Annotated in this window: 19 protein-coding genes; 15 read left to right on the forward strand and 4 right to left on the reverse strand. The window is 51.2% G+C overall.

The window, feature by feature from the left end:
• The first annotated feature begins 119 nt into the window (after nt 1-119).
• The 5 genes from ACO0LL_RS22970 (at nt 120) to crcB (ending at nt 3,205) form a co-directional block, all read left to right on the forward strand.
• Nucleotides 120-641, forward strand: a complete 522-nt coding sequence (locus ACO0LL_RS22970; RefSeq protein WP_422953138.1) for a glycine zipper 2TM domain-containing protein — start codon at nt 120-122, stop codon at nt 639-641.
• Nucleotides 642-833: 192 nt separating this feature from the next.
• A complete protein-coding gene (gene glp / locus ACO0LL_RS22975) occupies nt 834-2,045 on the forward strand; it encodes a gephyrin-like molybdotransferase Glp (protein ID WP_422953139.1) in 1,212 nt (403 codons plus the stop codon).
• A 45-nt stretch (nt 2,046-2,090) separates the two neighbouring features.
• Entirely contained in the window at nt 2,091-2,348 is a 258-nt protein-coding gene (gene moaD, locus ACO0LL_RS22980; protein WP_422953140.1) for a molybdopterin converting factor subunit 1, read from the forward strand.
• 3 nt (nt 2,349-2,351) lie between these two features.
• Nucleotides 2,352-2,825 carry a molybdopterin synthase catalytic subunit MoaE gene (moaE, locus tag ACO0LL_RS22985; protein WP_422953141.1) on the forward strand — a complete coding sequence of 158 codons (474 nt, stop codon included), beginning with the start codon at nt 2,352-2,354 and terminating at the stop codon, nt 2,823-2,825.
• The gene (gene crcB / locus ACO0LL_RS22990) at nt 2,822-3,205 is read left to right on the forward strand and encodes a fluoride efflux transporter CrcB (RefSeq protein WP_422953142.1); all 384 of its coding nucleotides are present in this window, start codon (nt 2,822-2,824) and stop codon (nt 3,203-3,205) included. The genes moaE and crcB overlap by 4 nt, the downstream gene beginning before the upstream one ends.
• 13 nt (nt 3,206-3,218) lie before the next feature.
• On the opposite strand, the gene ACO0LL_RS22995 is transcribed toward crcB, so the two are convergent.
• A complete protein-coding gene (locus tag ACO0LL_RS22995) occupies nt 3,219-4,247 on the reverse strand; it encodes a phytanoyl-CoA dioxygenase family protein (protein WP_422953143.1) in 1,029 nt (342 codons plus the stop codon).
• A gap of 150 nt (nt 4,248-4,397) precedes the next feature.
• Between ACO0LL_RS22995 and pip the strand changes: the two genes are divergently transcribed.
• Nucleotides 4,398-5,363, forward strand: a complete 966-nt coding sequence (gene pip, locus ACO0LL_RS23000; protein WP_422953144.1) for a prolyl aminopeptidase — start codon at nt 4,398-4,400, stop codon at nt 5,361-5,363.
• Nucleotides 5,364-5,415: 52 nt separating this feature from the next.
• On the opposite strand, the gene ACO0LL_RS23005 is transcribed toward pip, so the two are convergent.
• Entirely contained in the window at nt 5,416-5,958 is a 543-nt protein-coding gene (locus ACO0LL_RS23005; protein WP_422953145.1) for a hypothetical protein, read from the reverse strand.
• A gap of 117 nt (nt 5,959-6,075) precedes the next feature.
• Between ACO0LL_RS23005 and clpB the strand changes: the two genes are divergently transcribed.
• Nucleotides 6,076-8,679, forward strand: a complete 2,604-nt coding sequence (gene clpB, locus ACO0LL_RS23010; protein WP_422953146.1) for an ATP-dependent chaperone ClpB — start codon at nt 6,076-6,078, stop codon at nt 8,677-8,679.
• 123 nt (nt 8,680-8,802) lie between these two features.
• On the opposite strand, the gene ACO0LL_RS23015 is transcribed toward clpB, so the two are convergent.
• A complete protein-coding gene (locus ACO0LL_RS23015; protein ID WP_422953147.1) occupies nt 8,803-9,588 on the reverse strand; it encodes an AraC family transcriptional regulator in 786 nt (261 codons plus the stop codon).
• A 174-nt stretch (nt 9,589-9,762) separates the two neighbouring features.
• Here ACO0LL_RS23015 and ACO0LL_RS23020 point away from each other — a divergent pair, with 174 nt between their 5' ends.
• The 3 genes from ACO0LL_RS23020 to ACO0LL_RS23030 all read left to right on the forward strand — a co-directional run bounded on the left by ACO0LL_RS23020 (nt 9,763) and on the right by ACO0LL_RS23030 (nt 12,605).
• A complete protein-coding gene (locus ACO0LL_RS23020; RefSeq protein WP_422953148.1) occupies nt 9,763-10,995 on the forward strand; it encodes an MFS transporter in 1,233 nt (410 codons plus the stop codon).
• A gap of 44 nt (nt 10,996-11,039) precedes the next feature.
• Nucleotides 11,040-11,534 carry a ribonuclease E activity regulator RraA gene (rraA, locus tag ACO0LL_RS23025; RefSeq protein ID WP_422953149.1) on the forward strand — a complete coding sequence of 165 codons (495 nt, stop codon included), beginning with the start codon at nt 11,040-11,042 and terminating at the stop codon, nt 11,532-11,534.
• A 126-nt stretch (nt 11,535-11,660) separates the two neighbouring features.
• The gene (locus tag ACO0LL_RS23030; RefSeq protein ID WP_422953150.1) at nt 11,661-12,605 is read left to right on the forward strand and encodes an N-acetylmuramoyl-L-alanine amidase-like domain-containing protein; all 945 of its coding nucleotides are present in this window, start codon (nt 11,661-11,663) and stop codon (nt 12,603-12,605) included.
• A gap of 19 nt (nt 12,606-12,624) precedes the next feature.
• Here ACO0LL_RS23030 and ACO0LL_RS23035 read toward each other — a convergent pair whose 3' ends face one another.
• A complete protein-coding gene (locus ACO0LL_RS23035; RefSeq protein ID WP_422953151.1) occupies nt 12,625-13,371 on the reverse strand; it encodes a transcriptional regulator in 747 nt (248 codons plus the stop codon).
• Nucleotides 13,372-13,500: 129 nt separating this feature from the next.
• Between ACO0LL_RS23035 and ACO0LL_RS23040 the strand changes: the two genes are divergently transcribed.
• From ACO0LL_RS23040 to ACO0LL_RS23060, 5 genes are read left to right on the forward strand one after another with little or no spacing between them, the layout of a single operon-like run.
• A complete protein-coding gene (locus ACO0LL_RS23040; protein WP_422953152.1) occupies nt 13,501-14,301 on the forward strand; it encodes a hypothetical protein in 801 nt (266 codons plus the stop codon).
• 48 nt (nt 14,302-14,349) lie between these two features.
• Complete coding sequence (locus ACO0LL_RS23045) at nt 14,350-15,156, forward strand: TatD family hydrolase (RefSeq protein ID WP_422953153.1); 807 nt, start codon at nt 14,350-14,352, stop codon at nt 15,154-15,156.
• A 15-nt stretch (nt 15,157-15,171) separates the two neighbouring features.
• The gene (locus tag ACO0LL_RS23050) at nt 15,172-17,604 is read left to right on the forward strand and encodes a DNA internalization-related competence protein ComEC/Rec2 (RefSeq protein WP_422953154.1); all 2,433 of its coding nucleotides are present in this window, start codon (nt 15,172-15,174) and stop codon (nt 17,602-17,604) included.
• Between the two features lie 15 nt (nt 17,605-17,619).
• Nucleotides 17,620-18,435 carry an alpha/beta fold hydrolase gene (locus ACO0LL_RS23055; protein WP_422953155.1) on the forward strand — a complete coding sequence of 272 codons (816 nt, stop codon included), beginning with the start codon at nt 17,620-17,622 and terminating at the stop codon, nt 18,433-18,435.
• 30 nt (nt 18,436-18,465) lie between these two features.
• Nucleotides 18,466-19,410: a lipid A deacylase LpxR family protein gene (locus ACO0LL_RS23060; RefSeq protein ID WP_422953156.1), complete on the forward strand. Its 945-nt coding sequence runs from the start codon at nt 18,466-18,468 to the stop codon at nt 19,408-19,410.

The raw sequence follows: 19,410 nt of genomic DNA on the forward strand, positions 1-19,410 counted from the left end.
TTTCGTTTTGATAATAAAACGTAATTTTTTGTTACTTCGCGTGATATTTTTGTGCCTGCGGTCAACAATAGTCTGAGTACCGCGTTGATTGAGTACATTACTTTTTTTCGGAGTTCATTATGCGCAAGCTTACTATCCTGGCCACTATCGCCGTTGTTGTTTCTCTGGCAGGATGTGCTGTCCAGCGTTATCCTGCCCACGCGCAAAACCAGTATCCACAGCAATATCAGACCCAGCCGCAATATCCTGCTTACGGACAAAACCCTCAGAATTATCCGCAGCAATACCAGAATACCTATGTGGATACAGCAACGATTGTTGCTGTGCGTGAGGTAAATGTCGGCAGTGGCGGTTCTTCTGGCGGCGGTGCGGTGGTTGGTGCACTGCTAGGCGGTGTGCTTGGACATCAGGTCGGCAAAGGCACGGGGCGTGATCTGGCTACCGTTGGCGGAGCTATCGCCGGTGGTGTCATAGGCAATGAAATGGAACGTAATTCCACCCCAAGGAACAAACTGGAGCTGACTTTACGTCTGCCGAATGGTGATCAGCGCGCAGTCCTGGTAGAGCCAAACAACTATTATCGCGTAGGCGACAGGGTCAGGGTAACTTTCCAGAATGGTCAGATGTTATTGGCACCCTGATTGGCGATAAAGTTGTTGCTAGCCATACCAAACAATAAATCCGCATGCATCATTGCCTGCGGATTTATTGTTTTAAGATTTGATATGGTTCTTTGCTCTCAGCTCATACAGTAAAGCTTGGGGACTCAGGCTACAATGTAGCTTGCCCATATATTAGCTTGCCCACATATACGCTGAGATGAAATCTGAACCATGTCCAAACCCATGTTGAGTACCAAAGAAGCATTAGATTTTTTATTGTCAGCGGTGCGCCCTGTTTGCGCTGCCGGGGATAATGAAAAACTCCCCACGATTGCGGCAAATGACCGCATCCTCGCTGAAGATCAGTCGTCTTTATTGGATGTTCCACCCGCGGATAATACCCAGATGGATGGCTATGCTGTACGCGCAAGCGATTGCGCCAGCGGCGAGACGCGTCTGCGTATCTCGCAAAGAATACCGGCTGGTCATGTGCCACAGGCGCTGGAACCAGGTACGGCTGCACGTATCTTCACTGGCGCCATGATACCTGCGGGCGCAGATGCGGTCGTTATGCAGGAGCAATGCCAGGCAGACGGTGAATTTGTCATCGTCAAGCACCAGCCACGTAGTGGCGAATGGGTGCGTCGCCAGGGCGAAGATATCCAGGCAGGTTCCACCATATTGAAAGCGGGCACGCGTTTGCGGGCGCAGGAACTGGGATTGGCTGCATCGGTAGGTCTGGCACAATTGCCCGTATTGCGTCAGCCCAGAGTCGCGGTATTTTTTACCGGCGATGAACTGACCATGCCTGGTGAGGCCTTGAAGCCTGGCGCGATTTACAATTCCAATCGTTTCACACTGAATGGCCTATTGCAAGACCTGGGTTGCATCGTCACTGACTATGGCATCGTGCCAGACAAGCTCGACTCAACCCGTGACACTTTGCGCCATGCCAGCCAGGATCATGATCTCATCATCACATCCGGTGGTGTTTCTGTTGGTGAAGAAGACCATATAAGGCCGGCAGTTGAGGCCGAGGGTAGTCTGAACATGTGGCAGATCGCCATGAAACCCGGTAAGCCTTTGGCTTTTGGTGAAGTTGGCAAGGCATTTTTCATGGGTTTGCCGGGCAATCCGGTATCGAGTTTCGTCACTTTCCTGCTGTTTGTGCGTCCGTTCATCCTGCGCATGCAGGGTGTAGAAAAAGTGGAACCTGCTGCTTACCAGGTGCGTGCTGACTTCGACTGGTTAAAGCCGGACAGGCGCAATGAATTCTTGCGCGCGCGCCTCAATGCGGATGGTGGCCTGGATTTGTTTGTCAATCAAAGTTCTGGTGTATTGACTTCGACTGTCTGGGGTGACGGCCTGATCGATCTTGCACCAGGGCAGAGCATACGCCAAGGCGAGCTGGTACGATATATCCCTTTCAGCAGTTTGATGTAAGCTGCTGCTCGCTTGAATTTACCGCAATTTCCAGTGTTTTAGATAATGAATATACAGTTACGTTTCTTTGCCAGTGTCCGCGAAAAACTGGGCATGTCCGAACAAAAGGTAGTCTTGCCAGATGATGTCAGAACAGTAGGCGAGGTCAGGGCCTGGCTGGCAGCGCGTGGTGATGTGTGGGCTGAGGTGCTGGCACCCGGACGTGCCTTGCGCATGGCTTATAACCAGCAGATGTGCGAGCCGGATACCGACATCAGCGAAGGGGCTGAAGTGGCTTTCTTCCCACCAGTTACCGGCGGGTGATGTATGGCTATCCGTGTACAGACTGCTGACTTTGATTTGAATGCCGAGCTGGCACAACTGCGTCAGACTAACCCTGGCATAGGCGCTGTAGTCAGTTTTGTTGGTCTGGTGCGCGATATCAATGATGGCCGGGACGTCAGTGCCATGGAGCTGGAACATTATCCTGGCATGACGGAAAAAGCGCTGGAACAAATAGTCAAAGAGGCTGAGGCGCGCTGGAAGCTGATCAATACTATTGTGATCCACAGGGTAGGAGTCTTACAGCCGCTCGACCAGATAGTCCTTGTGGCCGTGGCAACGCGCCACCGTGGCGATGCTTTTGCGGCTTGTGAATTCATCATGGACTATCTCAAGACCCAGGCAGCTTTCTGGAAGAAAGAGCAGACGCCAGAAGGCGCACGCTGGGTGGATGCGCGTGAATCCGATGATCGGGCTTTGCAAAAATGGATGCCACAAGCAACTGGGAGTGGTATATGAGCTGGCTGGGTGCACTGGCAGTTGGCATAGGTGCGGCGTTCGGTGCGTGGCTGCGTTGGGCTCTGGGTTTGTGGTTCAACGGTGTGCTGCCCTTGTTACCGGTCGGTACCCTGATCGCCAATCTGGGCGGCGGCTATATTATCGGTTTTGCGGTAGCTTTTTTTTCTGCATATCCGCAACTGTCTCCTGAATGGCGATTGTTTCTGATTACTGGTTTTCTGGGTGGGCTGACAACCTTTTCTACTTTCTCGGCAGAAGCCATGAGCCTGCTGCACCGTGGCGACTACGGCTGGGCTTTACTGCATAGTGGCGTGCATTTGCTGGGTTCCATTATTTGCTGCTTTGCTGGTTTTACGAGCTACAAGGCGTTCTTCCAGTAAATTGCCTGGTGTTTTAAAGCCAGGTCTCATGTACTTGCAAATGGCTGGGCAGCATATTGATGTATTGCACGATGCGGGGTTTCTTGCCACGGTTAGGGCGGCTGCCATGGGGCAGGGCCTGGTGCCAGATCACAAGGTCGCCCGCTTTGCCACCCACGGGTATCGAACCCAGCGTATGTAAATCTTGTTCCCTTGGGTTGGTATTGTCTGGCAACTCATTTAGCCATGTCGCCAGTCTGCGATGAAAACCAGGTACCAGGGTCAATGCTCCCTGTTCTGGCGGCGTATCTGTCAGGTAGAGTAAGCCCTGGGTGGCAAATGGTAGGGGCTGCTGCAAACTCACATCCCAATGCAGGTCAGGCCCCTGGAAAATATGGCCCTCTTTCTCAGGGACGTTAAAGCTGCAGCGGTCAGTGGTCGCCCATAAATCTGCCGTCCCCCACAATTGTGCAAATGCCTTGTGTATGCGTAATGCGCGGCGGTTTTTTTCGAAAGCGCCGGACTGGAATAACTGCACCATGATGTTTGCATGACCCTTGTGGTACCAGCTTGCCTCATCATCTTTGCGTGCGCCCAGCGCCTCCCAGATCACTTGTTCAGCCTCAGCACAATCTGCAATTGGCACAGCGTTGGACAAGACCACAAAGCCATGTTCAGACCAATGCTGCAGCTCTTCTGCACTGAATACGTCGGACATATTGTTGACTTGCCCGAACAGGTTCAGAATCTCATCCGGGAGTGGCGCATCTTGATACAGGTTGTGCAAGCGCGCGATGGTGCTTCCAGATGGCATGCCTGCTGTAGCAAAGGTCCATGTCTGGAAATCGGTAAAACCAGGGCGGTTTTGCAGAAGATACTGTGTGGTTTGTTCCAGCCCCAGTCCCAGCACATGCAGGAGCAGGCGGTCCCTGTGGAACTCGGGATTGTGCCCCTGGTTCTTGCCATTCAATGCTGCCATCATGCGCGACCAGTAGTGATACAGCCCCGGTACCTCCGGCTGTTCATGTCCGTTTGATTTTGCTTGAGAATCTGATAGTGGCATGGCAGGGGCCTGGAATATAAAAACAGCATCATAGGAAATAAAAGTCTATACCGCAATACACGTGCAGGTATTGCAATATTGCCTATTGCTTCTTAAAACACATGGGTATAATCCCTGTTAATTATTTAAACCACATCCCCTCTGATCATCATGAGTGCTGACACTACTTCTTTGTTTCCTGCCATAGAACCACATCGTACTGGTATGTTGAAAGTCGATGATATTCATACCTTGTACTGGGAGGAGAGTGGCAATCCCAACGGCCAGCCCGTGATTTTCTTGCATGGCGGCCCGGGTGGAGGCACAGCGCCAAATCACCGTCGTTTCTTTGATCCTGCGCATTATCGCATCGTGCTGTTTGATCAGCGTGGCGCGGGTAAATCCCTGCCGCTGGGTGAATATCGCAATAACACGACGGCTTTGCTGGTGGAGGATATAGAAAAAATCCGCGCCATGCTGAGTATAGAGCAATGGCTGGTCTTTGGCGGCTCCTGGGGCTCGACTCTGGCACTCGCTTATGGCGAAGCGCATCCTGAGCGCTGCCTGGGTTTTGTGCTCAGGGGTATTTTCCTGTGTGCCAAGGCCGAGGTGGAATGGTTTGTGAATGGCATGAAATGGTTCTTCCCTGAAGTGCACCAGCGTTTTGCCGAGGGTGTGCCAGCAGAAGAACGCCATGATTTGCTGCAAGCTTATGCTAAACGCTTGTTCAGCGACGACCCTGCTATTTATACTGAGGCAGCACGTAACTGGAGCCGTTATGAAGGTTCTTGCATCTTCCTGCTGCCGCAACCCGACACTATTGCCGATTTTGAGTCAGATGCTGTTGCCATAGGCCTGGGCAGACTGGAAGCGCATTACATGATCAATGGCGCATTCATGCACGAAGACCAGTTGATTCAGGATATAGACCGCATCCGCCACTTGCCAGCCGTCATCGTGCAAGGCCGTTATGATGTGGTTTGCCCGCCCGTGACTGCGCACCGTCTGCATCATGCCTGGCCAGAAGCGAGTTTGCAGATGATTGCTGATGCGGGCCACTCTGGTGGTGAACCGGGCATTGCTGCGGCACTGGTAGAGGCAACCAATCAATTTAAAAAATCCGGCAAATTCGCTTGAGATTTTGCCGTCTTTAGTTTGTCGTTTTTAGTTGGCGCTTTTAGCTAAGCTCTTAATTCAGCATCCCCGCCGGAGGAGCCTCCGGCGCATTGCCCATCATTTCCAGGGTGAAACCCCAATCCGCTTTTTCAACGGCATCCTGGAATAATTTACAAAAGCCGTGCAGCAAACGCTTGCCCATGGCAATTTCAAAATTCTTGCCACTGGCAACCGTAAATTCCATCCTGAATGGCAGTTTTGCGTGCACGTGGAATTGTATATTCTCTGGCAACATGGCTTCTTTGCCCAGCGGCCAGCTTTCAACATCGTCTTCCAGTGGCGCATTGAAATGACCGCTGTCCTTCATTTCAGCCACCGAGGCCTCATGTTCCATTTGAACCAACTCTGAACTGGCGTGGGCAGCGCTGGGTTTGCTCATCTTTACTTGCTTGCCCATGGCTTCCAGCAGGCCTGGCCAGAACTTCATGGTCGTGCTGCGGGTAAACAAGAGGTCTATCTCTTGTCGGGCGGGCTTGTCCTTTTCTGCAAATGACAGTTTGAGCAGCAGTCTATCCTGATCAGGAAGATAAGTAATTTGTATCTGATGTAAATCCATGTGGTCTTTGATATAAAACAAACATCGTGAAATGCACTGCGAGTTTAGCTTTGCCTATTCTTGAAATTGGCTGGCCTGCCCCAAATTGTATGCTAACTAATTATTCAGGAGAGAGTCATGCGGCTCGACAAATTAACCACCAAGCTACAAGAAGCACTCGCCGATGCGCAAAGTCAGGCAGTCGGCAATGATAACCAATACATAGAACCTGTGCACGTCTTGTTGGCATTAATCAACCAGGACGATGGTAGCAGCCATTCGCTGCTGCAAAGGGCAGGGGTAAATGTGACAGCCCTCAGTAATGCCTTGAAAGCCGCTTTGGAGCGTTTGCCCAAGGTCAGTGGCACCGATGGCCAGGTACAGGCCGGGCGTGAACTCGTGGGGCTGCTCAATCTGGCGGACAAGGAATCACAAAAGCGTGGCGACCAGTTCCTCGCCAGTGAAATGATCTTGCTGGCCCTGACCGATGATAAGTCTGAAGCAGGCAAGCTGGCACGTGAAAATGGCCTGACACGTAAAGCGCTGGAGGCAGCCATAGCCGCCGTGCGTGGCAGCAATAATGTCGATAGCCAGGATGCCGAAGGGCAACGCGAAGCTTTGAAAAAGTATACGCTGGACCTGACCGAGCGTGCTCGTCTGGGCAAGCTCGACCCTGTGATTGGCCGTGATGATGAAATCCGCCGCGCCATCCAGGTCCTGCAGCGTCGCAGCAAGAATAATCCTGTGCTCATCGGTGAACCTGGTGTCGGTAAAACTGCCATTGTTGAGGGCCTGGCGCAGCGTATCGTCAATGGCGAAGTACCAGATAGCCTGAAATCCAAGCGAGTCTTGTCGCTGGATATGGCTGCTTTGCTGGCTGGTGCCAAATACCGTGGTGAATTTGAAGAGCGCCTGAAGGCCGTGCTCAAGGAAATCGCGATGGACGAAGGCCAGACCATCGTCTTTATCGATGAGCTGCACACCATGGTAGGCGCAGGCAAGGCAGAAGGTGCGATGGATGCTGGCAATATGTTGAAACCAGCACTGGCGCGTGGTGAACTTCACTGCGTGGGCGCAACTACGCTCGATGAATACCGCAAATACATAGAAAAAGATGCTGCGCTCGAGCGCCGTTTTCAAAAGATTATTGTTGATGAACCGAGTGTAGAGGCAACCATAGCGATCCTACGTGGCTTGCAAGAGAAATATGAAGTCCATCACGGTGTCGATATCACCGATCCTGCGATAGTCGCAGCGGCAGAATTATCACATCGTTATATTACTGACCGCTTCTTGCCGGACAAGGCAATCGACCTGATTGATGAGGCCGCGGCCAAGATCAAGATAGAGATAGATTCCAAGCCTGAAGTCATGGATAAGCTGGATCGTCGCCTGATACAACTGAAGATCGAGAAGGAAGCGGTCAAGCGCGAAAAAGATGAGGGTTCTAAAAAACGCCTGATCCTGATTGAAGAAGAGATAGGCAAGTTGTCGCTGGAGTATGCTGACCTCGAAGAAGTCTGGAAGGCAGAAAAAGCCCTTGTGCAAGGTAGCACCCATATCAAGGAAGAAATAGAAAAAATCCGCCTGCAAATGGATGAAGCCAAACGCCGTGGTGACTGGCAAACCATGTCTGAGTTGCAGTATGGTCAATTGCCCGAGCTGGAAGCCCAACTCAAGCATGCAGATATTCAGGCGGATAAAAACCAGCAAGACGGCAGCAAGATGAAGCTCTTGCGCACGCAGGTCGGTGCAGAAGAAATTGCAGAGATTGTCTCGCGTGCAACTGGCATACCCGTGTCACGCATGATGCAGGGAGAGCGTGAGAAATTATTGCACATGGAAGACGCCTTGCATCAGCGTGTCGTTGGCCAGCATGAGGCAATTACTGCGGTATCTGACGCTATCCGCCGGTCACGTTCTGGCTTGGGTGATCCTGGTCGTCCTTATGGTTCTTTCTTGTTCCTCGGGCCGACTGGCGTCGGTAAGACAGAATTGTGCAAGGCACTGGCGAATTTCATGTTTGATACTGAAGAATCCTTGATCCGTATCGACATGAGTGAGTTCATGGAAAAACATTCGGTTGCCCGCCTCATAGGTGCGCCACCTGGCTATGTTGGCTATGAAGAAGGCGGCTATCTGACTGAGGCCGTCAGGCGTAAACCGTATAGCGTGATTTTGCTGGACGAGGTCGAAAAAGCGCATCATGATGTGTTTAACGTGCTGTTGCAGGTATTGGATGACGGCCGAATGACAGATGGACAAGGCCGTACGGTGGACTTCAAGAATACCGTGATCGTCATGACATCCAACCTGGGCTCACATCAGATACAGGCGATGGAAGGCAGTGATCCAGAAGTCATCAAGATGGCTGTCATGGGGGAAGTCAAAACCCATTTCCGCCCTGAATTCATCAACCGTATTGATGAAATCGTGGTCTTCCATGCACTGGATGCAAAAAACATAGGCGCGATTGCCAAGATACAGCTCAAGACCCTGGAACAGCGTTTGCGCCAGATGGACATGGGTTTGCAGGTCAGCGAAGATGCGCTGCAAAAAATTGCCGAGGCCGGTTTCGATCCTGTGTATGGTGCAAGGCCTTTGAAACGTGCCATTCAGCAAGAGATAGAAAATGTTTTGTCCAAATTGATATTGCAGGGCAAATTTGGGCCTAAGGACATTATTGCGATTGATGCCAAAGATCATGAGCTGATATTCAGCAAAGCAGGGGAGCTGGCTTGAAATTAGTGGGAACTTGGGGATAGATTACCGGTCTATACCAAGGTAGGAAAGCAAGTTGGGGCAGCAATTAAATGCTGCCCTTTTTTTGTCCCTAGTGATTCAAAACAAGTCTTGCGGCACAAATTATCTCTGTTTGAAAAAACTCGATGGCGACTCACCAAAAGTTTTTTTGAACATCGCAGAAAATGCCGACTGGCTCGCGTAGCCAAGTTCAGACGCTACTTGCGATAAAGGCATGCCACTGGTGATCAATGGCGATGCCTTCGATAAGCGCATCTGCTGACGCCACGCAGTAAATGACATATCTAGTTCTTGCTCAAACAGGCGCGATAAGGTGCGTGAAGATGCGCCTACCTGCACCGCATAATCTTCCATTGTCAGGCCAGAGGCAGGATCTGCCAGCAAAATTTCACACAGGTTTTTAAGCCGTTTATCTCTGGGCATGGGCAGGCGTATGGGCAGTGCTTTTGCTGCTTGTAATTCATCCATGATGACAGCCGCAATATGAAATTCACGCGGGCTGGCGACTTCTACCACTTCCATGCAGGCAATCAATTCCCTGAGCAGGGGAGAAACTTCCAGTACCAGGCAATCTGTACCACGAAAAGGTGCAAAATCGGCATGAATATTGAGCAGCCTTAGATGCGAGGGTTCTATGATGCGTACCTCATGCGCCACATTCGGTGGTATCCAGATTGCACGCAATGGCGGCACGAACCAGGCGTTATTGTTCGCCAGTATCTGCATCATGCCCTGGGGCGTGTAGGTGAACTGCCCCCAGGTGTGGCTGTGCATGCTGATGACTTCTTCTGTCGGCAAGTTCCTGGCTGCCAGACGCACCGGGCGCTCAGGCGAGGGACGCTTGTCTGGCGCTTGAGGGCGGGTATCGGTGAGGATGTCAATTGCCATGATAAATCCTAGTTTGGCGGAAATGCGATAAAGTTTGTCTATCTATCTTAAATCAGACTGAACAAATTTGCATACACTGCTTATTAATGGCTGACTTAATAGCTGACTTAATACCTGCCTGCACGATTGTTTGCTGCAGGCTGCAAGTGCATTTGGAAACAGGAGAAGACTTTAATGACGACATTAGCGACAAACCAGGCAGCGCCGGAGAATATGAAAAAGGATGTGATGGTGATCAGCCTCGTTGGCCTGGCGCATGGCATTTCCCATTTTTTCCATATGATACTGGCGCCCCTGTTCCCCTGGATTAAAGATGCCTTCAGCCTGTCCTTTGCAGAGTTGGGTTTGCTGATGACAGTATTTTTTGTGATTTCTGGCATAGGTCAGGCCTTGTCAGGTTTTATTGTCGATAAAGTCGGGGCCAGAGCAGTGCTGTTTTTCGGCATTAGCTGTCTGGGTGTAGCTGCCCTGGTATTGTCGATGTCACAAAATTACAGCATGCTCTTGATGGGTTCCATGTTGGCTGGGGTAGGGAATAGCGTATTCCATCCTTCTGATTACACTCTGCTCAATAAAAAAGTATCGAGCCAGCGGCTAGGCTATGCGTTCTCCGTGCATGGCATCACCGGCAATCTGGGGTGGGCAGCCGCGCCGGTATTTCTGGTGACTATCGCCGGCTTGACAACCTGGCGCACGGCCTTGTTTTGCGCGGCTTTCCTGCCTTTTGCCGTGTTGGCTGTCCTGGTTTTTTATCGCGACTTGTTGCATACCGAAGTGATCCAACATAAAAGCGCAACACATGCAGCTAAAGCTGCCGAGGGTTCGATGGATTTCATGCGCATACCTGCGGTATGGATGTGTTTCGGCTTTTTCTTCATGATTGCCATGGCACTGGGTGGCATACAAAGTTTTTCATCCGCCAGCTTGCGTCAGATGTATGACATGTCGCTGGGTTCTGCCACCACTGCCTACACTTTTTACATGCTGGCTTCGGCTGGTGGCATGCTGTGGGGTGGTTTTTTGGCGGCCAGGACGACGAATCACGATAGAACGATTACCTTGGCCTTCAGCTTCGCCGGGATTTTTTCACTGATACTGGCCAGTGGGGTTGTCAATGCTGGCATCGCTATCCTGCTCATGGGCGCCATCGGTTTTGGTTCTGGCGTTGCCGGACCTTCGCGTGATTTGATGATACGTGCTGCTGCCCCCAAGAATGCGACTGGCCGTGTGTATGGCATAGTCTATTCCGGTCTTGATTCTGGCCTGGCAGTGGCGCCGCTGATTTTTGGTGCCATCATGGATGCGCATCATCCATCCTGGGTCTTTATCTGTGTCGGCTTCTTCCAGGTGTTGGCAATCTTGACGGCTGTCAATGTCGGCAGCAGGACCAGGGCATTGGCGGCCTGAGCATAGCTGGTTAGAATAGGGTTCCACACTAACGAGGATAAATCATGAGCTTTGCCACCTGTGATATTTGTGATGCCAACGAAGACAAGATTGCCACGCATGAACTGGCAGTTATCCCGCCCATCTTTTTGCGTTATGGCGCGCACATCAAATTCAGCGGTCAGGCAGTGACGTTGAAAGTCTTTGAGGACAATGTACTGGTCAGGGAAACGCTGGAAACTCCAGGAAATGGCCGTGTTCTGGTCATCGATGGTGGCGGCAGCTTCCGTTGTGCTCTGGTGGGCGGCAATCTGGCCGCACTGGCTGAAAAAAATGGCTGGGCCGGTATCGTGGTTCATGGTTGTATCCGCGATGTAGATGAAATCAATGCCTGCAATATTGGTGTACGGGCCATGGCACCCATGCCTTTGCGCGCTGCCAAACATGGTGGTGGCATGCGGGACGCACGCATCAATGTCGCAGGCGTGGCGATCAAGCCGGGTGACTGGATTTATGCCGATGCCGATGGAGTCCTGGTAGCCAGACAGGCGCTGGCCTGATTGCTACTGTCTGGAGCGGTGTAAACGCATACGGACTGCGGGCTGGTATGCGTTTTTTGTTTTTCGGGCAGGGAAATCGCAGGCTATGGTATAAAGCCTGATCCCTGTCATTTATTCTATTAATTTATGTTTCTTCGCGTATTGGTTCTTGCCCTTGCTTCTGCTTTGTCGATCACTGCGCCTGCTCAAGCACAGGATAAGCAGGGCACTGCATCTGTCAAATCAGGTAGTGAGCCATTCCAGAATAAAAAAATCTTTCAGATGACGCCGCAAGAAGTGGATCAGTACCTGGCATATTTGCATGCCAATGTGCCTGACCTGCGCCAGCGCATCGCCCTTATTGCCAGAAAAAATATAGGCCAGCCCTACAAGCTGAACCTGCTGGGCGAGTTCCCCTTTGAACTGCATGACAACCTGCCCATGTATAGCCTCACGCATAGCGATTGCCTGGTGTTTGCTGAACATACCTATGCGATGGCCCTGAGCAGTTCCTGGGAAGAATTTTTCTGGACCTTGCAACGCATACGCTACAAAGACGGTCTGATCGGCGTGGTGACGCGCAACCATTACACGGAAGTCGACTGGAATACCAATAATGCCTGGTTGCTTAAAGATGTCAGTGCCGGTTTTGGCGCAGACAAAGTGGCGAGCTATGATATCGTCGTCGACAGGGCAAAATTCCTGCGCGAGCAACACCATAAAGAAACTACCATCCCCGTGCAAACCAGCCATGAAGCCTATGTCAAGGCCGACAAGGTCAGTGCCATACTGGATCAATTGCGCGATGGTGATTTTGTGAACGTGGTATCAGACAAAGATGGGTATCAATCCATCACCCATGTCGGTCTGGTCGTGGTTGATGCGAATGGCAAGCGCAACTTCTTGAACTCTGGCGAACCACAGGTCAAGGAAGAGAGTTTTGATACTTTCATTAGCCGCACCAATGAAAAGACCAGAACCAGCAAGCAGGCCAAGCCACGCCGCTTGCTAGGTTTTAAATTCTTGCGGCTGCGCGACGATATCGTCATCCCTGGTGCCGTCACTTTGCCAAGGCCAAAGCAGGCGCAGTAAAAACCTGAACTAAGTCACACTAAGGTTTTCTGCGCAGGGCAGTGAAGCTGGCTGGTTCCCATTCACGCATGGCCAGCAATACTGCAGTGCCCCGCCTTTTCTTGAGCGGACTGCTTAAACTCTCGGTATGCAGCTCAGCCAATTTTTGCCTGAGCTGGCGTATCTCAGCCTGGAATTTTTCAGCGGCGGCATCTGTCAGCATGCCATGTATGAAATGCTGTGACTCATATTCATGACTAAACGGCGCATCCAGAAAATCTGCCATACCAGTGTCGTGGAAATATTGGCGTATGGGGCCATGTGGCAGCCAGTCAAAATCCCTGGCGATATTCAAGCGTATGCGATTATTTGGCATCAGGCTGATCAGGCATAATTTATCCAGACGCAAGAGTTTGCTCAGGCATTCTGTTTCACTGAGTTGATAGACATGCAGGATTTCTTCAAATTTCCAGTGGTTCAGGGCGCAAACTGCCACCAGCAGCAATTTTGTGTCAGAAACTAATTCCTTTTCCTGCGCAGGGCTCAGACTATGGATCCGGGTGTTGCTGGTATTTGCCTCTTGCGTGATCTCCATCAGGCTAAAGCCCAGAAACTGGCTGATTTGTGCCAGCCTTTCTATACTCATATTGGCACCATTATCGGCACTCAAGAGGCGCTTGATACTGGCCTCGGACAAATCCAGGGCCACAGCCACGTCCCTATATGTTTTGCCTTGCAGCTTCAATTGCTGCTTGATGCTGTTCAATAATTGCCGGATTTCTGTCATGGTTCTGCATGCGCAAGGTTGCGGGATTTAATACTTCGATTATTTTATGGTGCTACTTTACCAGTATTAGTTACATTATTTGCTGCCTGTCTCCACAATTACCTATCTCTTAAAACATAGGTGAAGAAAATGAAAGCTGGCTTACGTACGCTGCCTTTGCTGATTTCGGCGCTGGCAGCCCTGGCATTATTACTGCATGGACCGATTGCCCAGCTAGCGCATTATCATGACTTTGCTGACCAGTCAGACTGGGCGGGTATACCTCATGCGATTGATGTACTGACCAATCTTGGCTTTGCGATAGTGGCGATGGTTGGCGGCTGGTTTTTGCTGGAAAAATATCGCAAGGGTGAGGTTGGTATCGCATTCCCCGCTTATTGCGTCTTTGCTCTCAGTATCGCTGCCACTACCGTGGGTTCCAGTTATTACCATTTAGCACCTGACGATGCACGTCTGTTCTGGGACAGGTTGCCCATTGTCTTTGCCTGTTGCAGTTTGCTGGCGGCAGTGAGGGCAGATAGCCTGCCAGGTATGGATGCGCGCAAAGCCTTTTTGGAGCTGGTGCTGTTATTGATGGCGGCTTTGATGTCTGTGATCTGGTGGCAGCAGACAGATGACTTGCGTCCCTATTTACTGATACAGGGTTTGACTCTGGTATTGATCCCCTTATGGCAATGGATATGGAAAGCAGAACGTGCAGACCGCCTGGCATTTGGTGCAGCGATGTTTTTATACGTGATTGCAAAAATCACTGAAATGCTGGATGAGCAGATTTTGCAGCAACTCCAGATCATGAGCGGCCACAGTATCAAACATTTGCTGGCAGCCCTGGCTGCTGGCCTGATTGTCTGGCGTTGGCGCGCTCACAAGGAGGTGCAAACAATAGCACCCGTTCAAAACATTGTAGTCCGCAGGCAAACTGCTTCATAATCAGGCTATTAATCAATTAGTCTGGGTTTGAAGCCATGTGTGGATATTATGTGGATAGATAGCCACTGTCATCTGGATGCAAGTGAGTTTGGTGGCACATCGCTGACTGTGGCCGAAGCTGCTGCGCAAGCAGGCGTTTCGGCCATCGTTGTGCCTGCCGTCCACAAAAGCAATTTTGACACTGTCATTCAGTTGGGCGAGCAGCGACCCGATTGTTTTTATGCTCTCGGCATACACCCCATGTATGTGCCAACTTCAAAAGAAGAAGACTTGCTGCTCTTGCGCGAAAAAGTAAGTGCCTTGATGGCTGGCGCAGATACGCAAAAAAAGCTGGTAGCCATAGGCGAAATTGGCCTCGACTATTTTGTACCTGCACTGACACAGAGCCCTTTGAAGGAAAAACAGGAATACTTCTATACAGAACAACTGAAGCTGGCCAGGGATTTTGATTTGCCTGTGCTGCTGCATGTAAGGCGTTCACAAGACATCATCCTCAAGCATTTGCGTCGCATCAAAGTACGGGGCGGTATCGCCCATGCATTTAATGGCAGTGCACAGCAGGCACAGACCTTCATTGACATGGGTTTCAAGCTGGGCTTTGGTGGCGCCATGACTTTCACGCGCGCCTTGCAGATACGCAGGCTGGCAACGGACTTGCCCCTGTCCAGCATCGTGCTCGAAACCGATGCGCCAGATATCCCGCCTAGCTGGTTGCCAGAGGGCGCGAATACACCAGCCCAGTTGCCAAAGATAGGTGCCGTGCTGGCAGAGTTGCGTCATCTGAGTCTGGCTGAAGTAGCGCAAGCAACTACCGCCAATGCCATGCACATCATGCCACGCATGCAAAGGGGCTAGTCTGTGCGGGCGGTGATGTTGGGCTTGGTGTTTGGTGTCGCCATCTTGCAGCAACAGGCAGCGCTATTGAGCTACAACTTGTTGGCGCTGCTGGTGGTTTCAGCACTATTCATCATTCTTCTTCTGCTTAAATACAAACTAGTACCCTGGATGCATCTGCCCGCGCGCTTTGCGGTTGCTGCTCTATTGGGCTTCGTCTGGGCCAGCGCTTATGCACATTTCTATATGCGCGAAGAGTTACCCAAAAAATGGGAAAACCAGGATGTGGTATTAACCGGCACCATAGACAGCCTGCCTTTTCAATTTGAACACGGGCAAAGATTCAATTTTGCAGTAGAGCAGGTGCGTGCTGATGGTGTTGGCGATCTGACTGGCATTGCGCATTGGCCATCCAAAGTCGCATTGTCCTGGTATGGCGCTGACCGTGGCAGTGATATGCGACAGGTGACGACAGTCCAGCCAGGTGAACGCTGGCAATTCAAAGTGCGGCTGAAGCGCCCGCATGGCAACGCCAATCCACTCGCTGGCTTTGATTATGAGGCATGGCTGCTGGAGCAAGGCATACGTGCTACTGGCACTGTACGGCTCGATAAATTTGAACCAGAAGCTATTATCTATAACCGCAAGCTGGCTGACTTTGTCTGGAGCATCAACAATGTCGTCGAATACAGCCGCGCCAAGTTACGCGACCGCATACACGCTGCTCTGCCCGGCCAGCAATATGCTGGGGTGCTGGTCGCCCTGGTGGTCGGCGATCAGCGTGAAATTCCTCAATCTGACTGGACTATATTTAACCGGGTGGGCATAGGTCATCTGATCAGTATTTCTGGCTTGCACATTACCATGGTCGCAGGCTTGTTCGCTGGCCTGGTATTTTACTTCTGGCGGCGCTCTTTTTTCCTCAATATTTCTTTGCCCTTGCGCCTGCCTGCGCAAAAGGCAGCGGCACTGGCAGGTGCGTTGATGGCACTGGTCTATGTTGCCCTCGCTGGATTTGGTTTGCCTGCGCAAAGAACGCTGATCATGCTCAGCGTCGTGGCGGTGGCGATATGGACAGGGCGCATCAGCAGTTTTTCTGCAGTCTTAAGCCTGGCGCTGGGACTTGTCGTATTGGCAGACCCTTGGGCGGTGTTGTCTGCGGGGTTTTGGTTATCCTTTTCGGCTGTCGGCGTCATCGTTTTTGCTACTGGCGGGCAAGGGCGCGTAAAACCCCAAGAAAGTCGTGCAGCCGGCCTCATTGCCTCTTTGCGTTCGGCATCACTGATGCAATATGCAGTAACTCTGGGCATGATACCGCTGACCATGTTCCTGTTTGGCCAGATATCCCTCATCAGCCCGTTGGCAAATGCAATCGCTATTCCCCTGGTCAGCTTTGTTGTCACGCCATTGGCCTTGGTCGGCAGTATCCTGCCTGCGCTTTTATCAGGATGGCTGCTGCAAATTGCTCACGTCTTCGTCGATTTTCTGGCACGCTTCCTGACTTACTTCAGTGCCTCGCCGTATGCCGTGTGGACGGCACCTGTCCCCTCATTCTGGCTGTTTGCGCTGGCCATGGCCGGTGTATTGTGGCTGCTGGCTCCCAGAGCCTGGCCCTTGCGCTGGCTGGGGCTGGTCTGTTGCTTGCCATTGTTATTGCAGACTTCGCAAAAACCAGCAGAGGGAGAGTTGGCCGTGACGGCACTGGATGTAGGGCAGGGTATGGCTTTATTGCTGGAAACTGCACATCACAGACTACTGTATGACAGCGGCCCCAGTCTGGGGCTTGATTCTGACAGTGGCAGCCGCGTGATTTTGCCTTATCTGCATGCTAGGGGCATCAATGAACTTGATGTCATGATGATTTCCCATAACGACAATGACCATTCTGGCGGAGCCTTAAGCATACTCAAGCATTTGCCTGTAGGCCTGTTAAGTACGTCCCTGAGTCTGGATAGCCCCATCGTTCAAACTGCAAAGCAGCACAGGCGTTGTGTGGGTGGGCAATCCTGGGATTGGGATGGCGTACATTTTGAAGTCTTGCAACCCGGCTCAGCCAGTTATGAAAGTACGAAATGGAAACCGAATGCCCGTAGTTGCGTATTAAAGGTCTCTGCCAAACTGCATTCCATTTTGCTGGCGGGTGACATAGAGGCCATACAGGAAGATGAACTGGTGAACAGCATCCCGCAAAAATTGAAGGCGGATGTGTTGCTGGCACCGCATCATGGTAGTGGGACATCGTCTACGGAGCCGTTCCTAAAGGTGGTGCAGCCAGAGCTGGCAATTTTCCAGGTCGGTTACTTGAACCGCTACCACCATCCCAAGCCAGAAGTCTTCCAGCGCTACGCTGATTTTGGAATAAAACGTCTAAGAACAGATGAATCGGGTGCAATCAGCATACAATTTGGCGCATCATTGAAAACTTCACAATTCAGACAGGAAAACGCGCGTTATTGGTTTGACCGGTAATGCTATGCCCTTTTTATGAACGAGACTACCGTAAAACCCATCATCCATTTTGTCCATGGCAATAGCTTTCCCTCCGGGACATATCGCGTGTTTCTCGATCATTTGCGATCCTCTTATGATGTGCATGCCACCGACATGGTTGGCCACAATCCGGCATATCCTGTGACAGATGGTTGGCGCAACCTGGTGCAAGAGTTGATAGACACTTTGCAGGCAAGTTATCAGCAACCCGTGATATTGCTGGGCCATTCGCTGGGTGGCATCTTGTCCCTGATGGCTGCGAGGGCCAGGCCAGACCTGGTGCGTGGGGTCGTGGTACTGGATTCTCCTGTGGTATCTGGCTGGCGGGCGATGTTATTGCGTATATTCAAGTCCCTGGGGCTGGACAAAAAGTTTTCACCTGCGCGTTTTTCAGAAAGACGACGCCATCTGTGGAAAAATGAAGAAGAGGCCTATCAGCACTTTGCATCGAAGGAGATGTTTGCCATCTGGCCGCCAGAAGTCTTGCGTGATTATATGAAAGCCGGGCTTAAACCACACCCGGAAGGCGTGACCCTGCGTTTTACCCGCGAAGTAGAAACAGCTATCTACCGCACCTTGCCGGATGGTTTGGGTAGATTGAACAAACGGCCCCCCAATGTGCCAGTTGGTTTTATTGGAGGTACTGAATCCATAGAGTGCCGCCAGGCTGGCCCTCATGCGACAAAGAAATTAATGGGTGATAATTACGTACTTATTCCAGGTGGACATTTGATCCCCATGGAAGTGCCTGAGCAAACTGCCGCAGCCGTGTTGGCAATGCTGGAACGCATGAAACAAAGTGCAGCATAAGCTCCCTATAAACTTTATCTCGACAAATACATGAATCAAATCAAGCCTGTATTGAAATTTGCTTTGCCACTGGCGACATTGCTCTTTACGACCAGCGTGTTTGCACAAGAGACTTTGCCATCCTGGAATGAATTCACACAGGTGCGGCAGACTGGCAAAATAACCTGGCAAGTGGATATTGATAATGACAGCTTGCTGTTCAAGAAGGATGACGGTTTTTACACCAGCGGTAACAGAATAGGGCAGAGCTTTACCAAAGGAGACACCACGCAGGCGCTGACTTATGGCTGGCGACTGGGGCAGGAGCTATATACAGCATCAGACATCAAACTGACTCCGAACCAGATCGCTAAAATTGATCACCCTTATGCTGGCTGGTTGTTTGCAGGCGTGTATCGTGAAAAGAATGAAGCCAATGGCAGCAGCCAGCGATTGGGTCTGGACCTAGGATGCCTGGGCCCTTGCGCCGGTGGCGAGTGGACGCAGACACATTTGCACAGATTGCTGAAGCAGCCTTTGCCACAAGGCTGGAGTACGCAGCTGCGCAATGAATGGGGTGCAGTCCTGTCAGGTGAATATTCACCGGGCCGCATCGTGGCCATGTCCAATGTAGATATTGCTCCGCGCCTGAAGGGTCGTTTCGGTAATATATTTACTGATGCCAGTGCCGAGTTGATGATACGTGCGGGCAGCCTGAATGCATTGCCTGAACAAGCAGCCAGTTATGGCTTCTTGCGTACCGAGCTCAAGACTGTTGCCTACAATGCAAGCATACAGGGCGGCTACTTTAGTAATCAGACTACTGCAGTCAAACCCAAAAGTCTGGTGGGCGAGTTTGAGATAGGTTATTTATGGCGTGGTGAAAACTATGGTGCATCAGCATCCTTCATCCGTCGCAGCAATGAAATCAAGGAATTAAGCAATGGCCAGGGCGCGCAGAATTTTGCAAGATTGCAATTTATTTATGCAATGTAA

Origin of the sequence: Undibacterium sp. TC4M20W (genome assembly GCF_049340245.1) — a bacterium.
Classification (GTDB): Bacteria; Pseudomonadota; Gammaproteobacteria; order Burkholderiales; family Burkholderiaceae_D; genus Undibacterium.